At 45.1% G+C, this 21,851-nt stretch carries 16 protein-coding genes and 1 pseudogene; 12 read left to right on the forward strand and 5 right to left on the reverse strand.

The features are described 5' to 3' along the window. The first annotated feature begins 259 nt into the window (after positions 1 to 259). From acnD to GYK50_RS06740, 7 genes and pseudogenes are all read left to right on the forward strand, one after another. Positions 260 to 2,893 (forward strand): Fe/S-dependent 2-methylisocitrate dehydratase AcnD, encoded by a 2,634-nt coding sequence (gene acnD, locus GYK50_RS06710; RefSeq protein WP_186475537.1) that lies wholly within the window; start codon positions 260 to 262, stop codon positions 2,891 to 2,893. 227 nt (positions 2,894 to 3,120) lie between these two features. Continuing rightward, positions 3,121 to 3,381: pseudogene (locus tag GYK50_RS06715) on the forward strand (type II toxin-antitoxin system Phd/YefM family antitoxin); the annotation flags it as partial. A 101-nt stretch (positions 3,382 to 3,482) separates the two neighbouring features. Then, positions 3,483 to 3,743, forward strand: a complete 261-nt coding sequence (locus tag GYK50_RS06720) for a Txe/YoeB family addiction module toxin (protein WP_037025847.1) — start codon at positions 3,483 to 3,485, stop codon at positions 3,741 to 3,743. A gap of 80 nt (positions 3,744 to 3,823) precedes the next feature. Then, positions 3,824 to 5,077, forward strand: a complete 1,254-nt coding sequence (gene prpF, locus GYK50_RS06725) for a 2-methylaconitate cis-trans isomerase PrpF (RefSeq protein WP_212563549.1) — start codon at positions 3,824 to 3,826, stop codon at positions 5,075 to 5,077. A gap of 38 nt (positions 5,078 to 5,115) precedes the next feature. Then, positions 5,116 to 6,969 (forward strand): ABC transporter ATP-binding protein, encoded by a 1,854-nt coding sequence (locus tag GYK50_RS06730; protein WP_420070441.1) that lies wholly within the window; start codon positions 5,116 to 5,118, stop codon positions 6,967 to 6,969. Between the two features lie 71 nt (positions 6,970 to 7,040). After that, positions 7,041 to 7,667: a GNAT family N-acetyltransferase gene (locus GYK50_RS06735; RefSeq protein WP_212564515.1), complete on the forward strand. Its 627-nt coding sequence runs from the start codon at positions 7,041 to 7,043 to the stop codon at positions 7,665 to 7,667. Positions 7,668 to 7,819: 152 nt separating this feature from the next. Continuing rightward, complete coding sequence (locus GYK50_RS06740; RefSeq protein WP_212563550.1) at positions 7,820 to 9,361, forward strand: bifunctional 2-methylcitrate dehydratase/aconitate hydratase; 1,542 nt, start codon at positions 7,820 to 7,822, stop codon at positions 9,359 to 9,361. Positions 9,362 to 9,400: 39 nt separating this feature from the next. Here the strand turns inward: GYK50_RS06740 and GYK50_RS06745 are convergent, their stop codons facing one another. After that, entirely contained in the window at positions 9,401 to 10,180 is a 780-nt protein-coding gene (locus tag GYK50_RS06745) for an SDR family oxidoreductase (protein ID WP_212563551.1), read from the reverse strand. Between the two features lie 186 nt (positions 10,181 to 10,366). Here GYK50_RS06745 and GYK50_RS06750 point away from each other — a divergent pair, with 186 nt between their 5' ends. The 3 genes from GYK50_RS06750 (at position 10,367) to GYK50_RS06760 (ending at position 14,662) form a co-directional block, all read left to right on the forward strand. Continuing rightward, positions 10,367 to 11,746, forward strand: coding sequence for a DUF2868 domain-containing protein (locus GYK50_RS06750; protein ID WP_186474508.1), 1,380 nt, complete (start codon positions 10,367 to 10,369; stop codon positions 11,744 to 11,746). A 121-nt stretch (positions 11,747 to 11,867) separates the two neighbouring features. Next, the gene (locus tag GYK50_RS06755; protein ID WP_186474509.1) at positions 11,868 to 12,842 is read left to right on the forward strand and encodes a sterol desaturase family protein; all 975 of its coding nucleotides are present in this window, start codon (positions 11,868 to 11,870) and stop codon (positions 12,840 to 12,842) included. A 125-nt stretch (positions 12,843 to 12,967) separates the two neighbouring features. Continuing rightward, positions 12,968 to 14,662 (forward strand): DUF3482 domain-containing protein, encoded by a 1,695-nt coding sequence (locus GYK50_RS06760; RefSeq protein WP_093070892.1) that lies wholly within the window; start codon positions 12,968 to 12,970, stop codon positions 14,660 to 14,662. 28 nt (positions 14,663 to 14,690) lie between these two features. Here the strand turns inward: GYK50_RS06760 and GYK50_RS06765 are convergent, their stop codons facing one another. The 3 genes from GYK50_RS06765 to GYK50_RS06775 form a co-directional block, all read right to left on the reverse strand. Continuing rightward, positions 14,691 to 15,716, reverse strand: a complete 1,026-nt coding sequence (locus GYK50_RS06765; RefSeq protein ID WP_212563552.1) for an ArsA family ATPase — start codon at positions 15,714 to 15,716, stop codon at positions 14,691 to 14,693. A 52-nt stretch (positions 15,717 to 15,768) separates the two neighbouring features. After that, positions 15,769 to 16,080: a cory-CC-star protein gene (locus GYK50_RS06770; RefSeq protein WP_093070887.1), complete on the reverse strand. Its 312-nt coding sequence runs from the start codon at positions 16,078 to 16,080 to the stop codon at positions 15,769 to 15,771. 115 nt (positions 16,081 to 16,195) lie between these two features. Continuing rightward, a complete protein-coding gene (locus GYK50_RS06775) occupies positions 16,196 to 17,878 on the reverse strand; it encodes a carbon starvation CstA family protein (protein ID WP_212563553.1) in 1,683 nt (560 codons plus the stop codon). A 307-nt stretch (positions 17,879 to 18,185) separates the two neighbouring features. Here GYK50_RS06775 and GYK50_RS06780 point away from each other — a divergent pair, with 307 nt between their 5' ends. Together GYK50_RS06780 and GYK50_RS06785 are read left to right on the forward strand one after the other, a co-directional pair. After that, complete coding sequence (locus GYK50_RS06780) at positions 18,186 to 18,854, forward strand: hypothetical protein (RefSeq protein WP_212563554.1); 669 nt, start codon at positions 18,186 to 18,188, stop codon at positions 18,852 to 18,854. A gap of 92 nt (positions 18,855 to 18,946) precedes the next feature. Further along, on the forward strand, positions 18,947 to 19,510 hold the full coding sequence (locus tag GYK50_RS06785) for a hypoxanthine-guanine phosphoribosyltransferase (RefSeq protein WP_071001542.1): 564 nt from the start codon (positions 18,947 to 18,949) through the stop codon (positions 19,508 to 19,510). 82 nt (positions 19,511 to 19,592) lie between these two features. On the opposite strand, the gene recD is transcribed toward GYK50_RS06785, so the two are convergent. Then, positions 19,593 to 21,797: an exodeoxyribonuclease V subunit alpha gene (gene recD, locus GYK50_RS06790; RefSeq protein WP_212564516.1), complete on the reverse strand. Its 2,205-nt coding sequence runs from the start codon at positions 21,795 to 21,797 to the stop codon at positions 19,593 to 19,595. Positions 21,798 to 21,851: the final 54 nt, after the last annotated feature.

The raw sequence follows: 21,851 nt of genomic DNA on the forward strand, positions 1-21,851 counted from the left end.
TATCAGCTAGCGGCAGTGCTAGCTGATACAGGTATGTCGATTGAGCCTAGCTATGATATTTTTAGGTTTGATCGTCATACGCTATTTTTTTATAGATCATGCCATCTTAACTTTCAATATCGATTCTTTAGCAAAGCCTGCAATAACGAACGATGATTTTGCTAAAGGAATGAATTTTTATCTAATATCGACGTTTAACTACTTATCAAAATTAGCCAACAGCCAAAGGTGACTTATGGACAACGCCCTCGTACAACCCATGAACGATGAGTTCAAAAAACCACTTCCTGATACTGACCTTTACTACTTTGACACTCGCGAAGCGGTCGAGCGCATCGAAGCAGGTGCTTATGACAAGCTACCGTTCTGCTCAAAAGTATTGTGTGAGAACCTAGTGCGCCGTTGCCCACCAGAGGATTTAACGGCAGCGTTAAAGCAGCATATCGAGGGTAAGCAAGATTTAGATTTTCCTTGGTACCCTGCCCGCGTCGTTTGTCATGATATCTTGGGTCAGACGGCCTTTGTTGATTTAGCAGGCTTGCGTGATGCCATCGCTGAGCAAGGCGGTGATCCGTCTAAGGTAAACCCTATCGTGCCCACTCAGCTGATCGTTGACCATTCATTGGCCGTTGAGCACGCAGGCTTTGAAGAAGACGCCTTTGAGAAAAACCGTGCGATTGAAGAGCGCCGTAACGATGACCGCTTTCACTTCATCAACTGGTGCCAGTATGCCTTTGACAATGTCAACGTCGTACCGCCTGGTAACGGCATCATGCACCAGATCAACCTAGAGAAAATGTCACCTGTCGTACAGGTCGTACACAATAAAGCGGGTGAAGAAGTCGCATTCGCTGATACGTTGGTTGGTACGGATAGTCACACGCCGATGGTCGATGCCCTAGGTGTGATCTCAATCGGTGTGGGCGGTCTAGAAGCCGAAAGCGTCATGCTAGGCAACCCCTCTTATATGCGCCTGCCTGATTACGTTGGGGTCAAATTAACAGGCAAACTGCAAAAAGGCATTACTGGTACGGATCTCGTACTGGCGATGACGGAGTTCTTACGCGACGCAGGTGTGGTCTCTACCTATATTGAATTCTTTGGTGACGGTGCACGCCAGCTAAGTGTTGGTGACCGCGCCTCTATCTCCAATATGACGCCTGAATATGGCGCCACTGCTGCGATGTTCTATATCGATGAGCAAACCATTGACTATCTGCGTCTGACGGGTCGTTCTGAGGAACAGATTAAACTGGTTGAGCAGTATGCTAAGCAAACGGGTCTATGGGCTGATGGCATGGAAAAAGCCGAATATGCACGCGTCCTTGAGTTTGATTTGTCATCAGTCGGTCGTAACATGGCAGGCCCGTCGCGTCCCCATGCGCGTGTATCTACTGATGATTTGGTGGCCAAAGGCATCGCCCACGCGCCTGATCAAAAACTCCCTGAACCAAAAGATGGTCTCATGCCAGATGGCGCAGTGATTATCGCGGCGATTACCAGCTGTACCAATACCTCAAACCCTCGCAACATGGTAGCTGCAGGTCTTGTCGCCCGTAACGCGAATGCCAAAGGACTATTGCGTAAACCGTGGGTTAAGTCCTCACTCGCACCCGGCTCAAAAACGGTCAAAATGTATTTAGAAGAAGCAGGTCTAATGCCAGAGCTACAGGAAATCGGTTTTGATGTAGTAGGCTTTGCCTGTACGACGTGTAACGGTATGAGCGGTGCACTTGACCCTGACATCGAGCAAGAAATCATCGACAATGATTTGTTCACCACGGCAGTGCTATCTGGTAACCGTAACTTTGACGGTCGTATCCATCCGTATGCCAAGCAAGCATTTTTAGCATCGCCGCCACTGGTTATCGCTTATGCCATCGCTGGTAACATCCGTTTTGATATTGAAAAAGACTCGTTGGGTAAAGACCAAGACGGCAATGATGTCTATCTAAAAGACATCTGGTTTGATGACGAAGAAGTGGATGCCATTGTTGCTTCTGCTGTTAAGCCTGAGCAGTTTAATGCCGTATATATCCCCATGTTTGATGAGGCCAAAAAAGACACAGGCAAAGCGTTAAGCCCATTGTACGACTGGCGTGAAATGACCACGTATATTCGCCGTCCGCCGTATTGGGAAGGTCAAATGGCAGCGATGAACAAACTAAAAGGTATGCGTCCGCTTGCCGTATTAGGTGATAACATCACCACCGATCATATGTCACCATCAAATGCTATTCTTGGTACGTCAGCAGCTGGCGAGTATTTGGACACTATGGGCTTGCCTGCCGAAGACTATAACTCATATGCGACCCATCGCGGCGACCATTTAACCGCGCAACGTGCCACCTTTGCCAACCCTAAACTATTGAACGAGATGGTACGCGATGAAGATGGTGAAGTTATCCAAGGCTCACTGGCGCGTGTTGAGCCAGAAGGTCAAGTCATGCGTATGTGGGAGGCGATTGAAACCTACATGAACCGTGAGCAGCCGCTGATCATCATCGCAGGTGATGGCTATGGTCAAGGCTCAAGCCGTGACTGGGCGGCCAAAGGCGTCCGTCTCGCTGGTGTGGAAGCCGTTGTCGCTGAAGACTTTGAGCGTATTCATCGTCAAAACTTAGTGGGCATGGGCGCGCTGCCGCTACAGTTCGAGGAAGGCGTGACTCGTCATACGCTAAATATCGATGGCACGGAAACCTTTGATGTCACAGGTGAAGTCTCGGCTGGCGGGTTGATGACTCTAGTAATCCATCGTACCGATGGTAGTACCACTGAGACGCCTATTATCTGCCGCTTAGATACGGCTGATGAAGTAAAAATGTACAACGCTGGCGGTATGCTACAACGCTTTGCTAAAGAGTTTATCGAAGGTACGCTTGATATCGTCTAGGGCTATACTGTAGGTTTTAGTGTGATAAGCAATAAAGAATAAAAGTTGCCGATGTTGTATAACCTTATATGACGTCGGCTTTTATTTGCTTTTGCGTTCTATACACTGAGTTTGTTACTTACTCCTAAGTACTAGATAGCAGCTAAATATTGAGTTTACTTAACCAATGGCGTAATATGTACCATATATTGTACAAGTAATGAAGCGTATTATGAAAGGAGTAAACCATGAGAGTCGTTAGTTTTTCAGAAGCCAGAAAGCATCTAAAATCTGTCCTAGATACGGTAAACGATGATGCCAATGCCACTATCGTAACCCGCCGTGACGCTGATGATGCCGTTGTGATGTCACTTGATTACTACAATAGCCTGATGGAAACCGTCTATCTGCTAAAATCCCCTGCCAATGCGGCGCACTTAGCGGACTCTATTGCCCAATATAAAGCTGGCAAGACTGTCACGCGTGAGTTAATTGATACGGCAGAAAATAGTGATAGAAGTGACGGTCGCAGCGATAACAATGAGCACACGGATAGCGATATTGAGAGTGCTTGAACTCAAAGGCTTTAATCAATCCAAAGGGTCTAACAATGAGTGAGCAATTAGCATGGACAGACGCTGCGTGGAAAGACTACCTGTACTGGCAAACGCAAGACAAAAAAACACTCAAGCGTATTAATAAACTTATCACTGAATGTAAGCGTAATCCGTTTGAAGGAATTGGTAAACCTGAACCTTTAAAAGAAAACCTATCTGGATTTTGGTCAAGACGCATCGATGACGCCAATCGATTGGTATATGCCGTCGATGATAATTATCTGACGATTATCTCTTGTCGTTATCATTATTAATGAGCGTTCTTAGTCGTTCGTGTTTACTTGCTGATGACGCCATACCCAATCTTATAACAATATAAAAAGGACTCAATACAGTGACCCAAACCAACTCTCAATCAAAAGCTTCTTTCGCTCCGCAAATCTCCGTCCCTGCCACCTATATGCGTGGCGGTACCTCAAAGGGTACGTTTTTTAAATTATCTGATTTACCTGAGCGTTGCCAAGTTGCTGGCGAGTCACGTGATAAGTTTTTGCTGCGCGTCGTCGGTAGCCCTGATCCTTACGGTAAGCAGATCGATGGCTTAGGCAATGGCAGCTCTAGCACATCAAAAGCCGTTATTTTATCGGCCTCTGACAGACCAGATCACGACGTGAACTATCTGTTTGGACAAGTTAATATCGCAAAGCCCATGATTGATTGGGCGGGTAACTGTGGTAACTTAACTGCAGCCGTCGGTGCCTGTGCCATTAATATGGGTCTAGTTGATGCCGACAAAATTGCTAATAGTATCGATGACAATGCTAAAAGCGGGATTTGTGAAGTGCGTATCTGGCAAGAAAATATTGGTAAAACCATCATTGCCCATGTGCCAGTCTATAAAGATGCAAATGACAAAGTACAGGTTCAAGAGACAGGTGATTTTGAATTAGACGGTGTCACCTTCCCAGCAGCTGAAGTCAAAATTGAGTTTATCGATCCGGTTGATGCCACCAGCGACATGTTCCCGACGGGCAATTTGGTCGATGATTTCGATGTATCAGGCTGCGGTCTAAATGCTGATAGCATCAAAGCCACCTTCATTAGTGCAGGTATCCCAGCCATCTTTATAAACGCAGAAGATTTGGGCTTTACGGGTACTGAGCTACAAGGCGACATTAATAGTGATAGTGAGCTACTTACCAAGCTTGAAAAAATCCGTGCCACAGGCGGCGTGGCGATGGGATTATTTAAAGATGTGAGCGAGGCGCAAACCAGCCAGCATATTCCCAAACTCGCTTGGGTTGGTAACGCACAGAGCTATACCGCCTCTAGTGGTAAATCGGTCGATGCAGAAGAGATTGATTTGGTCGTACGTGCCATGAGTATGGGGCAATTGCATCACGCCATGATGGGGACAGCAGCAGTCGCTATTGCCGCTGCCGCAACCACGCAAGGCACGCTTGTTAACAAAGCTGCTGGTGGTGGCGAGCTGACAGAGGTACGTTTTGGTCATCCATCAGGGACGCTACTGGTCGGCGGTAAAACCGAACAAGTCGAAGGCCGCTGGCAAGCCAAAAAAGTGTCGATGAGTCGTTCAGCAAGGCGTATCATGGTTGGTGAAGTTTTTGTGCCTGCGGATGCGTTTTAAGCGTAGCCATGGCTTATTTCAATTTGCAATAAGGTTTTATGCCAATATCTCCCCAACCTCGCCGCGCACAGTTAGACAAAAAACCGCCAGTCGAGAAAAAAGAACGGCGGGCGCTGCTGTGGAATATCCTCAAAAAACTGGCGGTATTTGCTAAGCCTTATCGCTTGCTTATTACCGCCACCTTAGCGCTGACTGCTCTAGGCTCCTTTACCGCGCAAGTTAATGCCTTTGTACTACGTTATGCCGTTGATACCTTGACCGAAATCGCTACCCTCGCTGAGCCTTGGGAAGCTGGCGTGCGCATGCTGATGATTATCAGTGCGGTACTCTTAACCAAAGAGATATTATCGATATTCATCTCGTTTGGGCAACGCTTCTTCGGCGAAAAGATTCGTATCAATCTATCACGTGATTTATCGCAAAAAATCATTGAGCGCATCTTGACCTATCGGATGGCATTTTATACCAGTAGCGAAAACGACAGCGGCAAGTTGCAAACGCGTATCGATTATGGCGTCAGCAGTCTTACTAGCCTCGTACAAAACTTCTTTATCGATATGCTACCGCTGTTTGCCAATGCGATCGTGGCGCTTATCATTATGTTTTCGACCAATTTTTGGATAGGCTTGGTCGGTCTTATTATCATTCCCATTTACTTTTTTATCAGCCAAAAACAAGCCAAGCGCCTACAAGGGTTTCGTCGGCAGATGCGCGGGTTTCGCGAAGCCAAAAGCGGACTGGTTATCTCGCTTATCAACTCAATTAGTGTGGTGAAATCCTTTGTCCGTGAGTCGATAGAAGCAGAAAAGCACTTAGCCATTCAAAAGGAAATGACCGATAATCAGCTGCGTATTCGCAGTATTGGTTTTGTGTATGATGCCATCAAAACCTTTATCGAGCAGATTGGTGTGGTGGTTATTATCTTGCTCACCGCTTATTTTGTCCTACAAGGTGAGATGACCATTGGTATGATTTTGTTTCATGTCATACTGTTTCAAAATGTCGCCGCCCCTATCCGTCAATTACACCGCATCTACGACCAGATAAATAATGCATTGACCTATGCCGAAGGGTTTTTTGATATTTTAGAAGATGACAGCCAAGTCGAGAGCATCGCTGGTATCAGTAGCGACAACCTAAAAGGTCATATCGAGCTTAAACATGTCGACTTTACTTATCCAAATGGGACGCAAGCGCTCAAAGACGTCAGCTTCACTATTAAGCCCAACCGTATCACGGCGCTGGTTGGCCTCTCTGGCGCTGGCAAGAGCACGATTATCAATCTATTGGTCAAATTCTACGCCCCAGACGCAGGCTCGATCTGCCTAGACGGGCATGATTTGGCTGACTGTGATACTCATGAGCTGCGTCAAAACATTGGTCTGGTGCTACAAAGCAATCATATATTTTCGGGCACGATCAGTGAAAATATCCGCTATGGCAATATGAATGCCAGCGCTGATGACATCATAGACGCAGCAAAAAAAGCTTCGATACATGAGCAAATCGTCGCCTTGACAGACGGTTACGAGAGTACGGCCAAATCGCTATCGGGCGGTCAGCAGCAGCGTATCGCGCTAGCACGGATGTTTTTAAAAGATCCGCCGATTGTGTTTTTGGACGAGCCGACCGCCAGTCTCGATGCTATCGCCAGTCAGCAAGTCAAAAAAAGCCTTGATCTGATCAAAAAAGATCGTACCGTCATCATGGTTTCGCACAATATTGCTCAGATTATCGACGCCGATGATCTGGTAGTCATAGAGAATGGCGAAGTGGTTGAGACAGGTACCCATGAGGTACTTTATGCCCAACGCGGCAAATACTTTGAGATATTTAGTGCCATGTCTGATAGCTTAAATTTAGAAAAAATCAGTCAGACCCTAAAGGGTTAGGAATGGTTAATGACTGCCTAAATCGTTATAATGCCCCTATTTTACCGCCTATTGCCAGAAGCTTGCCCATTATGAATTGTGAATTTTCTATCAAAACCTTTGATGAGCTGACCTCAGTTGACCTTTACCATATCCTAAAAGCACGCTCACAAGTGTTCGTCGTCGAACAAAACTGTGCTTATCAAGATATGGATGAAGTCGATTTTGATTGCTTACACTTGATTGCTCATCAAAACGCAGCATTAGTGGGCTATTGCCGCATTGTTCCGCCTGAATTTAATAAACTAAAATCCAATCTATCGGTCGCCGACCCTACGATCAAGACCAACCACACTGCCATGCCTGCCATCGGTAGAGTGCTTGTGTTATCAGAGCACAGAGGTGACGGCCTAGCGCGGCAAATAATGACGCAAGCTATTGCTCATTGCCGCAAAAAATACGGTAAAAAGCGTCCGATTATTATCTCGGCACAGGCCTACCTGCTTAGTTTTTATGAGTCTTTGGGTTTTGTACCTGAAGGTGAGCATTATCTTGAAGATAATATTGAGCACGTGAAGATGGTGCTATACGTTGCTAAGAAAAACAAAGTAAGAAAAGACAGTGTGGATACTGCGTCAACCACGACCAAAGTTTTAAGCTTCCTGCTGTTTATTATAGCAGCGCTGTTTATTTTAGGTCTGCTCTATTTGATGATTTAAACGGCCTACAAAGTTTTACTTCTGAACACGATTCAGTCTGGTTGTTCCATATTGAGTATGCTACTTTTGAATGATAACCGCTTTAAAAGGATGACTACGAGCATGGGTCAACAAAGCGACAAGTTAGCACACTCAAGGAAGAGGAAACAACCATGTCAAATACCAATTCAGATACAGCCCATTCAAATACAAATGAGGCAACCGTAGAGAGCAATATCCGTCCAGAATATGACGATGAAATCCAAAAAATCGCCGATTATGTGCTCAATTATTCCATAGATAACGAGTCACCAAATCCCACTGATGCATGGCGTACTGCTCGCCACTGTCTCATGGATACCATCGGCTGCGGGCTATTGGCACTGCGCTTCCCTGAGTGTACCAAGCACTTGGGGCCTGATTGCCCTGATCAAATAACGCCGCATGGCGCTCGCGTCCCTGGCACCTCCTATAGACTAGATCCCATCAAAGCCGCTTTTGACATCGGCTGTATGGTACGCTGGCTTGACTATAATGATACGTGGCTCGCTGCTGAATGGGGTCATCCGTCTGATAACTTGGGCGGCATCTTGGCGGTCGCCGACTATATCAGTCAAAAAAACATCAGCCAAGGACAAGCACCTATGACCATGAGGGCCGTGCTCGAGGCGATGATCATGGCGCATGAAATTCAAGGCGTCATGGCACTCGAAAACTCATTCAACCGCGTGGGTCTTGATCATGTGTTTTTGGTCAAATTAGCCTCAACTGCGGTCGTCGCCAAACTCTATCAGCTGCCACGCGAGCGCATCATGGCCGCCATCTCACAAGCCATTGTCGATGGTCAAGCACTACGTACCTATCGTCATGCACCCAACGCGGGCAGCCGAAAATCATGGGCGGCAGGTGATGCAACCAGCCGTGCGGTACGTCTGGTAGATATTACCGCGCGCGGCGAGATGGGTGTCCCTGGCGCACTAACCGCACCGCAATGGGGGTTTTATGATGTGCTGTTTAGCCATACCAATAAGGATCTCGCCACAAAGCCCGAAGACGAGCGTCGATTTACCTTTCAGCGTGACTTTGGCAGTTATGTGATGGAGAATATCTTATTTAAAATCAGCTTTCCCGCTGAATTTCATGCGCAGACTGCTTGTGAAGCGGCGGTTATTTTGCACCCACATGTGAGAGGTCGAATTGATGAGATCGAAAAAATTGTTCTAACCACGCATGATTCAGCAATTCGCATCATCTCAAAAGAGGGCGCGCTTGCTAACCCAGCTGATCGGGATCACTGCTTACAATATATGGTGGCTGTTCCCTTATTGACAGGCGATCTGATGGCGGAGAACTACGAGGATGACTATCATGAAGAGCATTTATCAATCGATGAGCTACGCGAAAAAATGGTGGTAGAAGAAGACGCACAGTATTCAAAAGATTACCATGACCCCAGTAAGCGCTCTATTGCCAATGCCATTCAAATATTCTTCAAAGATGGTAGTAGCACAGAAAAAGTCGCCATCGAGTATCCTATCGGTCATAAACGCCGCCGTGCCGAGGGCATTCCTATACTTGAGGCAAAGTTCCGAGCCAGTCTGGCCACCCGCTTTATCGACAGTCGTTGTCAGCAAATCATTGAGCTGTGTAACGATCAAGAAAAATTGGAGCAAACGCCAGTGAATGAGTTTATGGACTTATTTATGGCTTACTAATGACTCAGTGACTAATATCTCATTCTGTTGACGTATTGACTACCAAGGTATCGACTCTCCTGCCCAATCGACAAAACTGCCTGATTGGGCAGCCTTCATCCCTGATAGCACTTCCAATAAACACTCGGCGCTATACGCTGGCGAGAATAGATGTCCTTCAGCGACATTGCCTTGAAACGGCGCAGACAGTTGGGTATTCACGGTTCCCGGTTGCATAACGACTACGCACACCTCTTTGAGTGATCGGCCCCATTCGATACTCAAGTTTTTCATCCCCATATTGAGCGCCGCCTTGCTCATTCTATAACTATACCAGCCGCCTAGCTGATTGTCCGTGATACTACCGACACGAGCTGATATGGTCGCAAAAATAGCTGGATGCTCAGCGCTGCGTTCAGCTTTGGCGAGCAACGGTTTGATATGCTTGGCTATCAGCAAGCTTGCTAGTGCATTGATTTGCATGTTCTGTAAAAAGAACTCCGTTTCAATCTGCCTCAAGGCCTTTTCTGGCTGCGCCGTCTTGGTATGGAGTAATCCCACGCAGTTGATTACCCAATCGACATGACCCACGGTCTGCTTGATGGTGTCGGCCGCTTTTTGGATACTGTCTTCATCACTGATATTCATCGGTATCCAGTGTAGATTGTCTGCTTCAAAGTTCGGCTCACTGCGATGATAAGTGGCGAATACTTGTGTACTATGTCTTTTAGCAGATGCGCCGTCAGTTTGATCGGCAGCTGACTCTTGTACCAGCTGCTTGACCATGGCCTGACCGATACCGCCTGTGCCACCGATGATAAGATAGGTTTTATTATTCATCTAGAAGCGTCCTGTTTTACAAACCTTGATAGTTTCATTTTGGCTGATTTTACGAGTGTTTGCTATGATAAAAATAATAGACATTATTCTCAGTCTATATACGCTACAATACTTTTTAGCGATTAAACCCGCATTTTTTGCTTTCCATTACTTATATTGACGTTCTTATACGGATATCAGCGCCTTATGCTATCACCCCAAGACCAACTGACCGAGCTGGTACGTGCCTTAGAGACCGATCAGCACGTCTTTGCCACTGACCCGTTACTGATCACGGAAAAGCTACAGAGCGAGGATGGCACACCTATCCAAAAGCTGCATCGACGGGCCTCACGCATCGATAGCAATGGGGCGCTTGCGCGGGTACTAGGTAAGATTGATGGTCGCATAAAAGGCATCATGATCGTTATGAGCGTGGTGTGGTGCATCTCGGGATTTTTGGGTCTGTTCACGCTATTGCAGTCCAATGTGGTGAACTTCTTTTATGTCTTGGTTTGCTTGCTTGGTTTTCATACTATTATGCTTGGTGGCTGGCTGGTGATGACACTCATCAATCGAGACCAGCAAGCGCCCAGTTGGTTTGCCAGTTTTGTTAGTCCAAGTTACCTCATACGCGGTAAAGACGATGTGACCAAGGCGGCCGTCGATCTGTATGAGCGCCAATTACAGCATAGCGGTATGCGCTGGTATTTGGGACGGTTTAGCCATCAGTTATGGCTTGCGACGTTGACTGGCATGCTGCTTGCGATTATATTTTTATTGATCGTACGTCAGTATAGCTTTAGCTGGGAGTCGACCCTACTCTCTGATCAGGCGCTGGTGAGCTTAACGCAAATACTCGGCTGGCTACCAGGCATGGTTGGTTTTGATGTGCCAGATAGTACAGCGATTGCGCAAAGCAGGTTGGTCACAGAAGCGATGCCATTGTCTGTGGCGCGGCAGTGGGCAGGATTGCTAGTCGGTAGCTTGCTGATGTACGGTATTGTCCCGCGTGCGATAGCGTGGGTATTTTGTGCTTTGATGTTCCGCCGCAAAAAAATGCGCTTGGATATCAAGCAACCGTATTATCAAAAGATCATAAATTTTTGGCAGCGTCAGGTGGTTGATGCAGATGACTTTACGGAAGCACCCGCACCTGTCGCGCCCAAAGCGGCGGTAAGTGCAGGCAAGAAACTGGTCGCCTTGCTTGAATATCCTTCAAATCAGGATAAATGGTGGCAGTCAGGGTTGACTAATGACCGTCATGATTTTTCAGAATCAAGTGAGATTGAGAATTTTGGTATCGTTGATGATCGTGAGGATATGGCACGGCTAAAAAACTACTTAGACGAGCACCCTGTGCAAGTCCTATTAGGTATCCATAGCAAAGCGCTGCCTGACCGCGGTACGCTACGCAAACTTGATCAAATCGCCGCTCATGCAAAAGATGGTCTTATTGTACAGCTGCTTAGTGATGCTGATTTGACACATGAGGATGAACCAGTGGATAAGCAAGCTGTACGCTATCAGCAGTGGCAAACAGCGCTCTCTGCGCGAAAAATTGGCTTGGTAGATATTGATTCTTAAAGTTTTTGAATGCGATACTTAATAAAAATTATTTTTATAAAAAGGACAAAATAAATCAGTAATATAGAAAATAGTTATCTCTTGGGTAACAAGGATGTTTTATAGTGGCTAGGAGCCAAATATGTCAACAGACAACACCCTCTTAACATCAGGTGAGTATGGTCAGATATTGGATAATTACAAAGAGGCGTTAAACCAAAGTATCTTAACCGCTGCACCAGAGTCATGGCAGCCAATGCTGGCAAGTATCTTACCTGCTCACTGGCAAGAATGGCTGTTACCGCTGGCTGGTGGCCCATTTCTCTTATTGTTTTTGGCAGAGTGGTTTTATCAGTCTAAGCGTGGGAAAAGTGAAAGCTTTAGCTGGCGCCGTGCGATGACCAATTTTAGCTTGGGCGGCTCTTATCTCGGGTTTGAATTGATTGTCCAAGCAATTATTGTGCTGCCTATTTGCCTGTGGCTATATCAATACCGACTGTTCACTATTGAGGTGACATGGCTGACAGCCATACCCATATTTGTCGCGGTTGAGTTCAGCTATTACTGGTTTCACCGTGCCTCACACCGCATGAATTGGTTTTGGTCAGCGCATGTCGTGCACCATTCAGATGATAAGATGAACCTATCCACTGCCATGCGCCAAAGCCTGCTGTACTCGGTGACAGGTTGGTGGTTATTTTTCGTCCCATTAATGCTGCTGGGTGTGCATCCTGTCTGGGTGTTTTTCTTTTATGCGTTAGATTTGATTTATCAGTTCTTTATCCATACCGAGACGGTGGGAAAATTTCCAAAATGGGTTGAGTATATCTTTGACACCCCATCCAACCACCGCGCCCATCATGGTACTAATGACGAATATATTGACCAAAATTATGGCGGCGTTCTTATTATTTTTGATCGCTGGTTTGGCACTTATGTAGAAGAAGATACCGTCAATAATCCCGTCAAATATGGGGCTGTTGGTGAGACCAGTCACGATAATATTATTGGTCTGATATTTGGGGTGTTTTACCGAATGTGGCAGCGGTTTTTTCGTGCCAAGGGCATTAAGAAAAAAATCAAGGTACTGCTGCGACCACCTACAGCAATCTCATAGCGTATCATGAATACATAAAATACAGTTTACGATATGGACACTACGCATCCAGAACCAACCTGCCACCAGATTTGTTTTACAATAAATGGCTAAAGTTTGATCATCAATAACAATAAGACGCGACTATGAATAATGACAATAAAAACCAAAATCACGAGCATCACACGCCTACAGGTCTTTTTGCAGACAAGGCGTTCCCCAGCGACTCAAATAATAACGCCAAGACCTCGCATTCGACAGTGTCAAAAACGGCCGCTCATTCGAAAGTGACTCATGATAATCCATCCATATCAACTGAATCAGTACCGCCAGCCACCACAAATGTGACAAAAAAAACCACCGCCAGTGGTGAGGCGCTAAAATTGGCGGTCGTGGGACACACCAATACCGGTAAGACCTCCATATTGCGCACGTTACTGCGTGATGTCTATTTTGGTGAAGTCAAAAACGAAGCGGCGACCACGCGTCACGTCGAGCAAGCAAGTCTGACAGACAGTCAAACGGGTGAGGTGCTGGTAGCACTATACGACACACCAGGCCTAGAGGACGCATCAGGACTCATGGACTGGTTGGAGGACAACACCGCCAGTCGCCGTGATGGTATTGAGCGCTTGCAGCAGTTTTTGGCATCAAATATCGCTCAAGGTGCAGATAGCGGTGTTCTAGACAGCTATGATTATAGCCAAGAAGCAAAAGTGATTCGTCAGCTGCTGGCAAGTGATATGGCCATCTATGTGGTAGATGCTCGTGAGCCAGTATTGGGCAAGTATAAAGATGAGCTAGCGATTTTATCGTGGGCTGCCATTCCGGTGATGCCTGTCTTTAACTTTACCGACAGTCAGAATGCCAATATTGATGATTGGCAAACCATGCTGGCAAGACGCAATCTACATATCTCCACACGTTTTGATTCCGTTGCTTTTGAATTTGAAGATGAGATGCATCTTTGGCAAAACCTCGCCACCATGCTCACTCATTCTGAGATGCTTGAGCAATTGATGCAGCGCCGGACTGAAGATTGGGCGCAGTTGTATGATGAGGCCAATATTATTATTGCTGACTTTTTATTGAATGTCGCTTCTTTTGTACGCGAGATCAATGAAGATGACGACCCGATGCCTGTATTAGAACAAATGCAAGAAGCGGTGAGGCAAAGTGAGCGTGCAATGCAGCACAATTTACTTAACCTCTATAAGTTTTATGACAATGCCGTTGCAGCAACCCCGCTTGAATTGCAAGCCTATCAGCAAGACCCATTTGATCCTGAGTTACTCAAGAGCTATGGTATCCGTACCACTTCTGGCGCAGCAGCGGGCGCGCTGTTAGGGTTGGGTATTGATGCAGCAGCGCTAGGTACGACATTGGGCTTGGGTGCAGCGATAGGTGGTATCGCAGGCGGGTTACTATCTAACACCAGTAGTATTGCCGATAGGATCACTGGGGTAAAACGCTTATATATCGATCCTGCGACGTTGACATTGCTAGCAACGCGAGCGATCGACTTACTCACTGCCCTACGCCATCGCGGTCATGCTGCGACTGATGCCACCCAGCTATTATACAAAGGCGAGAAAAGCAGCCTTGAGACATCGTCAGATGATGGTAGTTACCACAATGATAGCAACAGCAATACTAATGAAGATAGCAACCCGATTACCGTATGGCCTGCGAATAAATTACCTAGTGAGCTAAAAAAGGCTCGCGGCAAACCGCAATGGTCATCGCTTAGCAGTGGTAATTCTGAACAGGCGCAGCTGCTGCGCGCAGATATGGCATGGTCGCTATCGGGTAAGCTGCAATCGTACAAGCGTGAGTCGTAGTCATTTACCGTTCTATCGTTTGCTGCATCTAGCCTAGCAATGTACTCAATGCCTCTGTGCCACGTACGTCTGTTTGCTGCAGATAAATTGGATATAGCGGATATTTAGAAAAATTGTTTTCAATATCCTGCAGCAAATCCTGCTGACGCTCAGCACGCCGGCGCCAAAACTCATCCGACTGCGTTGTTGATATCAACTGATTGATGACGATTGCTGCGGGCGTGAGCTTGCTGTCCTCTAGCTGTTCGATAGCCCGTTTGGTCTCAGCCAACGGCAACACGTCAGCCGTCATAACCAACACAATTGCCGTTTGTGTACGATCATGCAGCAGCAGTCCTGCTTGGCGAAACAACTGCTTGCGCTTTTCTAGCACGGATACCGCTTGCTCCCAGCGATCAGGCTTTTTTGCGGCAAACGGATTGGCCACATGGTTCTTTTGAGCGCTATCCGTTTGACTGCTTTTTTGATTGTGACTGTCCAAATGCGTCGCTACTGAGCGTAGCTTGGCTTGCCGTCGTTGCTGAGCAAGCAGTCCATCTGTCCATGCACCCATCATTTCTGGTAGTACTAGCAACCGTAGCGTATGCCCTGTCGGTGCAGTATCAAAGATAATATGCTCATAGCCTGCATCTGCCGCTTCGACTAAATGCTGGCACATGGATTCGAGCATCGCTGCTTCTTGGGCGCCGGGTGCTGATTTTGATAGCCTCAGATGCTCACGAATTTTGGGCATCATATCTGGATTGGCATAGGATTTAATCGTACGCTCAACTTGAGAAAAATGCTCGTCAACGATTACATCTGGATTTAACTCAATGGCATCTAAATAAGGTGATATTGCTGTTTTTGCGTTATCAAGCTGTGTATCCAACACGTCGCCCAAGCTGTGTGCTGGATCGGTTGAGACAATCAGCGTCTTTTGCTGCTGGCTTGCGTAATAACTGGCAAGTGCGGCGGCAGTAGTGGTTTTTCCCACACCGCCCTTACCGCCGATAAATATAATCGGTTGTGCTTTTAGTTGTTCTACTAATGTATGTAGAGGATGTAATGCCATATTTTTATCTCATTTCTTATATTATTTTTATTTTTCAATCATAAATAAACGATTAGCAGCAGCCAACATGGTCAAATGGGCATCTATCCATACCCATGCGCGTGTGCCACTCGTGAAAGTTTTCTAAAAATAACGGTTGTAACTCTAAGGTATAAAAGCTGGCAGGATTATCAATGCCTAAGCTTTCAGCAAACATCAGCAGCATAAAGAAATCTTCTTCATCACGGGCAGCACGTGCCATCGTTTGGCGATAAGGTGCATGATAAAACTCATTGAGTCCTGCCACAAATCGTTGCCACCATGGTTGAGTACTCTCTGGTGGTTGGGCGTTTTCTATATCATTTGATGTGTTTTTATTTTCCATAATTCGCTTATACCCTACTTATTTCTTATTACCTATCATGCCTATGTGATACAAAAAACGCCAGCAATTGCTGCTAGCGTTTTTAAGTTGATAAATATTTAGTATGGTTTAGCGTTTAAATGTCACCGCTTTTGCCTTTGTGTATCGACCATTCTTTGCGTAATACAGACAGACTCTCAAACGTTACTAAGATGGTTGCTATCAAGATAATGATATCCATAATGATAAGCAGCCAATTGCCATCAGTGAAGAAAGTTTTGAGCTGAATAAGTAGTGCAAATACCGTCATGACTAGCAAGAACGACAATGGCGCTAAAGTGTACCAAACTGTTCTGCCTTTACGTAACAAGATAACCGTTACGATCATTAGTGTTAACGCCGCCATTAGCTGATTAGTCGTACCAAATAGTGGCCAGATAATCATACCACCAGCACCATCAATACCGCCCGCGCCGAATGCTAATAGCAAGCAGCTGCCGACAGCAAGCAATGTTGCGACCACGCTTTTATTGAGGACTGGCAGGTTATAAAACTCACCGAACTCTTGGAAAATATAGCGTTGCAGGCGTACACCAGTATCCATAGTGGTACCTGCAAACAAGGCAGCCATGACCGTAAGCATCGTCTGTGATAGTACCATGTCAATGCCAACACCCGCATTTAATATGGTCGCACCACCATCAATGAAGGCACCGATAGAACCGTCGCCAAATTTTTGATAGACCGCTTGCCAATCACCAAGGGTAGCAAAACCTGCGGTTGCTGCTAGAATTGCGCCGAGTGCCAGCATACCTTCACCTAGCGCACCAAAATAACCAACGAAACGTGCGTCTTCTTCTTTATCAATCTGCTTAGACGTCGTCCCTGTCGCAACCAATCCGTGGAATCCTGATATCGCCCCACAAGCAATCGTCACAAACAACAGCGGCATTAGTGATGGCGTGTCAACTGGCAGTGCTGTGTTTATTGCTGGCGCGACAATATTTGGCGTGCCGATAAAGATAGCTGCGTACAATAAAATCAAACCAACGAACAGCTGCAAACCATTAATATAATCACGAGGTTGAAGCAGCATCCATACGGGCAACAACGAAGCAATCGCCGCATAGGCAAATAAAATAAGAATCCAAACCGCGTTATCAGGTAAGCCCATCACGGTCTCAGGTAACACAATCGGGAACATAGGGCCAAGATAGATCAGCCCATATAAAGCGCTTACCCCGAGAATAGATACCCAAACCAAATTCATCTTGTAGCGATAAATACACTGACCGATGATAAAGGCAACCACTAAGGCGCCCCAAACAGGCAGTACGGCAGACGGCGTTTTGATCATCATATTAGCGATAGCAACACCAAACACCGCGTTGACCATCAATAGTAATAAGAAAATCACAACCATCATCAAACTGCGGACACGTGTGCCCATGACTGTACCCGCAATAGAGCCAATTGACTGCCCCCTATTGCGCATACTTGCCCAAATGGCCGACATATCATGTACACCAGCCATAAAAATCGTACCGAGCACCACCCAAATGATAGCAGGTACCCAGCCCCAAATAACCGCAATTGCGGGACCAATAATCGGTGCAGCGCCTGCCACCGAGGTAAAATGGTGCCCCCATAGTACATATTTATTGGTAGGAACATAATCGACCCCATCTTTCATCGTATGCGCTGGCGTGGGGCGACTGTTGTCCAATGCTAAAACTTTAGTAGCAATGAATTTTGAGTAAAACACGTAGCCACAAAGCATAGCAGCAACGCCGAATATCAGTACAATAGTACTATTCATCTTATCTCTCCCTAGACAAGTAGTAGGTAGTCTTATAAGTTCAAGCTTTTTAAATCAAAATATAAAAAATATGCTAAATTAGTGTGCAGCGAGTCATTCATATAAACCGATCCGTCACCGAATAAATTGTAAAAATTATGTGTGAGAAATATTAGCCAATAAATTTTCACATTGTACAATTAAGGTGCGTCACTAAGTAGCATATGGCGTGGTGAGTCTTTGTTTCAAATTCCGGTTAAATGGTAACCGATTTCACGACGAATGTAACGCAAGTAAGACATGAAAAACAACAAATAAAGGAAGCATAATGGCACATTATTTTGGTTTCGTACCTTCAGATAAATTAAAAGTATTAATCAGCGAGGCCGAACAAGTCGTTGCTTCAAATGAGCAAGTAGAATATTACCCTTACCGAGACGCGCTCACTCATCAGACAGCTCGTGATCTAACGGACAATTTGCTTGTGGGTTTGGTCGAAATTATTCCAAACCCTGAGCGTCAAGCGGCCATGCGCAAGATTGTTGCTACCATTGAACGTGCCACAGATACCCTACTCAATATATTGTTGGGTAAAGAAAATAACGAAGATGTGCTGCCAAGCTTTCACTTTCTAAAAGATCAGGCAACTTTTATTGATAATGAAGGCGTAAAACGTATTGGCTTTAAATTGTCAGAAACAGATGTTAGAACTATCGTTGAAGGCTTTGCTGCTATCACACCAGAGCACGTAGATAGAGCCAAGTTTAAAACAGCGCTCGAAACCATGAATGACGCGACATTAACCCACTTCGTCAGTCGCTACGCTGAAACGTTAAAATTAGGTATGATCAAACGCAAATCAGTGCCAGTTGCCAAATCTGCGATTGATAAAGGAATGAATATGGCGCTTAACAAGCTACTACCTGATCTACCAAATGACTCTCTCAATCGTTTGGCGAATTATTACCGTCCATTTATCATTGAAAAACCAGAGTAATTGCTAAATTTTGATCAAATGGTCATATAACATTGGGAAAATTTACCAAAACTTGTTAAAATACTTGGCATTTTTCACCAAAGGTGCGCCCGATGACCCAAATCAGCAATCAAGAAATCGAAAAAACATTACGTAACTCAGAGTGCCTGATCAGCAGCATTGAAGTTGCTGCCGCTTATGAGCGCTTGGCCGCTCAGCTTAACCTACACTACGCTGGTTTGAACCCAATTGTGATGGTTGTTATGAACGGTGGATTAATTCCAGCTGGTCAATTATTGACGCATCTGACATTCTATCATCGTATGCATTATATCCATGCGACACGCTATCGTGACAACGAAGGTACTGACGATCTTGATTGGAAATTCAAGCCTGATGTGAGTATCGAAGGCGAGCATGTCTTGTTGATTGATGATATTTTTGATGAAGGCATTACTCTAAAGGCTGTTGTCGAAGAGCTAAATAAAGAAAAACCATTATCTCTCGAGTCTTGTGTGCTGCTAAACAAGCAGCATGACCGCAAAGTTGCCGATTTTGATGTTGATTTCGTCGGTATTAATGTCGCAGATCGTTATGTCTATGGCTGTGGTATGGACTTCCATGGTTACTTGCGTCACCTGCCAGGTATCTATGCTATCAAAGAAGATAAGGTTTAAGTCTTACCTCTAAGTGACTAACAATATCTAAGTTCAAAAAAAGCATCCAAATAGGATGCTTTTTTTGTGCTCAGAATGATAATCATAAGTACTCAAACTGTAGGGACAAACCGGTATGTCTTTCGGTCGGTGTTTGGACAGCTTTCTCAAAAGCGTGTTTTGTACTGTATATCGTCACTTGTTTTTTGGCACGAGTCACCGCTGTGTAAATAAGCTCCTTGCTTAATAATCTTGCATGACTATCATCAAACGTAATTGCGACATGATCAAATTCAGATCCCTGCGACTTATGAATCGTCATAGCGTACGCAGTAGCAACTACCTCCTCGTTGAGTAGATCGACCGCAATCCCTTGGGTCTTATTTTCAAAAAATACTTCCAATCGACTTTTGTCATCTGATGACTGTAAGCAAAAACCAATATCACCATTAAATAACCCCAATTCATAGTTATTCTGCAAAATCATAATAGGGCGACCGTGGAACCATGCGTTTTGACCCAGTGGGAGCTTTAGTTCAGTGAGATGCCATTGGGTGAGATAATTATTAATGTAATGATCGCCCCACTCACCATTATGACCAGCAGTTAATACTCTGAACTCACTAAATATTTCCATCAATGATGCAATAGTGCTTTTTGTTGATTCTGGCATAGATTTTTCTACTGGATTTCTTAGCAAATTTTTAATTTTTCTTATATACGTTCGATAATTTTGGGAGATCTTTAAGTTATTTTTTTTATTGCTTAGGCTATTTTTTATCTGATTGCTTGGTATAGAGTCTACTTGCAACGTATTAACGTATTGGAAACTCAAGGCATCGTCTTGCCTTAATATTTGCCAAATAGTTTGAAGATTTGTCTCTGCTCTATTGATTTGGGTAGCCAGCTTGCCAATACCTGAGTCCGCGCCAAATCGGCGACTCTCAGTCAGCTCTGCATGAATGGATTGTAGCAATGATATGCGGCATAAATCCGCCAATACTGCCCCTGCATCGACTGCTGCCAACTGATTAGCGTCTCCTAACAGTATGAGCCTTGCGCCTGGTTTCACTGCACTCACCAAGTAATTAGCCAACTCAACCCCTAGCATCGACGCCTCATCAACAATGATAATATCTTCGCCGAGTGGATTATCGGCATTGTAACGAGGTCTGCCCGTCCGCCCAATACCTAGCAAACGGTGAATGGTTTTGGCTTCTTGCAGCTGCAAATCAATGCCCGCTGTATCCAAAGCAGCCTGTAAAGACTCTTGCATACGCTGTGCAGCCTTACCAGTAGGCGCTGCTAGTGCGAGACTCGCACTATCCGTACTAAATCTAATATTTTCAGAACCCTCCCCTCCACTCTCTGTCGCTTGTTGCAGTGCAATAACTAACTGAGCAACGGTGTATGTTTTACCTGTCCCTGGACCACCGGTAATGATACTAAACGCGTTGTTATTAGCGACATTAATTGCTTTTATTTGATTTTCGTGAAGACTTTCAGGTATTGTTATTGGTAAAGGCTTTACTTTTTGATTCAAGATATTGTTAATATTTTTTGCCAAATTAAATTCGGCTTGCCATGCGCGATGTAGCCAAAAAGTAATAGAGTTTGTTGAATTTTGGCTATTAGTTATGTCGTAAATGATAGGTTGGTTATTATTGCTTAGGCTATTTTCTTCATTGTTACTATTAGTGTTCGCCTTAACCTCAGCAAACAAAGCATGCTTATTAACTAGATTCATGAAAAAAGTAAAGTCTGTATTTTTTAGTAGCTGAAATACCTTGGCAATTGTATCAAAACGCTTGGTTAGCATCTCCTTTTCATGATTACTCAGCGCCAACTGTATCCATAGCTGATCCCGCTTATCAAATAATGTGCTTAGCAATGTAAATATCGACGTTTCGGCGGTAGATTGATCTTCTGGTTGAGTATTTGATTTGGTATCTATGAGCGCCAAGATTGGCATTGCTAGCATCTCTAATAACTGTTGCTGCCAAGTGTATAATGTGACTGACTCATTATTGATTTCACCTTGCAATACCTCTTCATGCTCAGAGGACTCAATGGTCAGTACGGTATGGCCCTCTTCTAAATGCGTGGCTAAAATCATGAACAATGCGTTAAATAAATAATCGTCTTCTTTCTTATCGGCTTGTTTGCTCTCATTATTCGCTTTTGCATACGTTGCGTCGTACGCTATACGCGTTTGCTCACGGCGTAGCAAAATATAATCACTGATATTACTGGCCCAGCTTTCTTGTAAGCCCATTGCTGCACTGTTTTTATTATTATTGCTCATGATATATTTGTCTCTGTTTTGACCTGTTTGATCTTTTTAGAATCTTTGATTAATGAT

Source organism: Psychrobacter pacificensis (assembly GCF_018336615.1).
GTDB classification, from domain to species: Bacteria; Pseudomonadota; Gammaproteobacteria; order Pseudomonadales; family Moraxellaceae; genus Psychrobacter; species Psychrobacter pacificensis.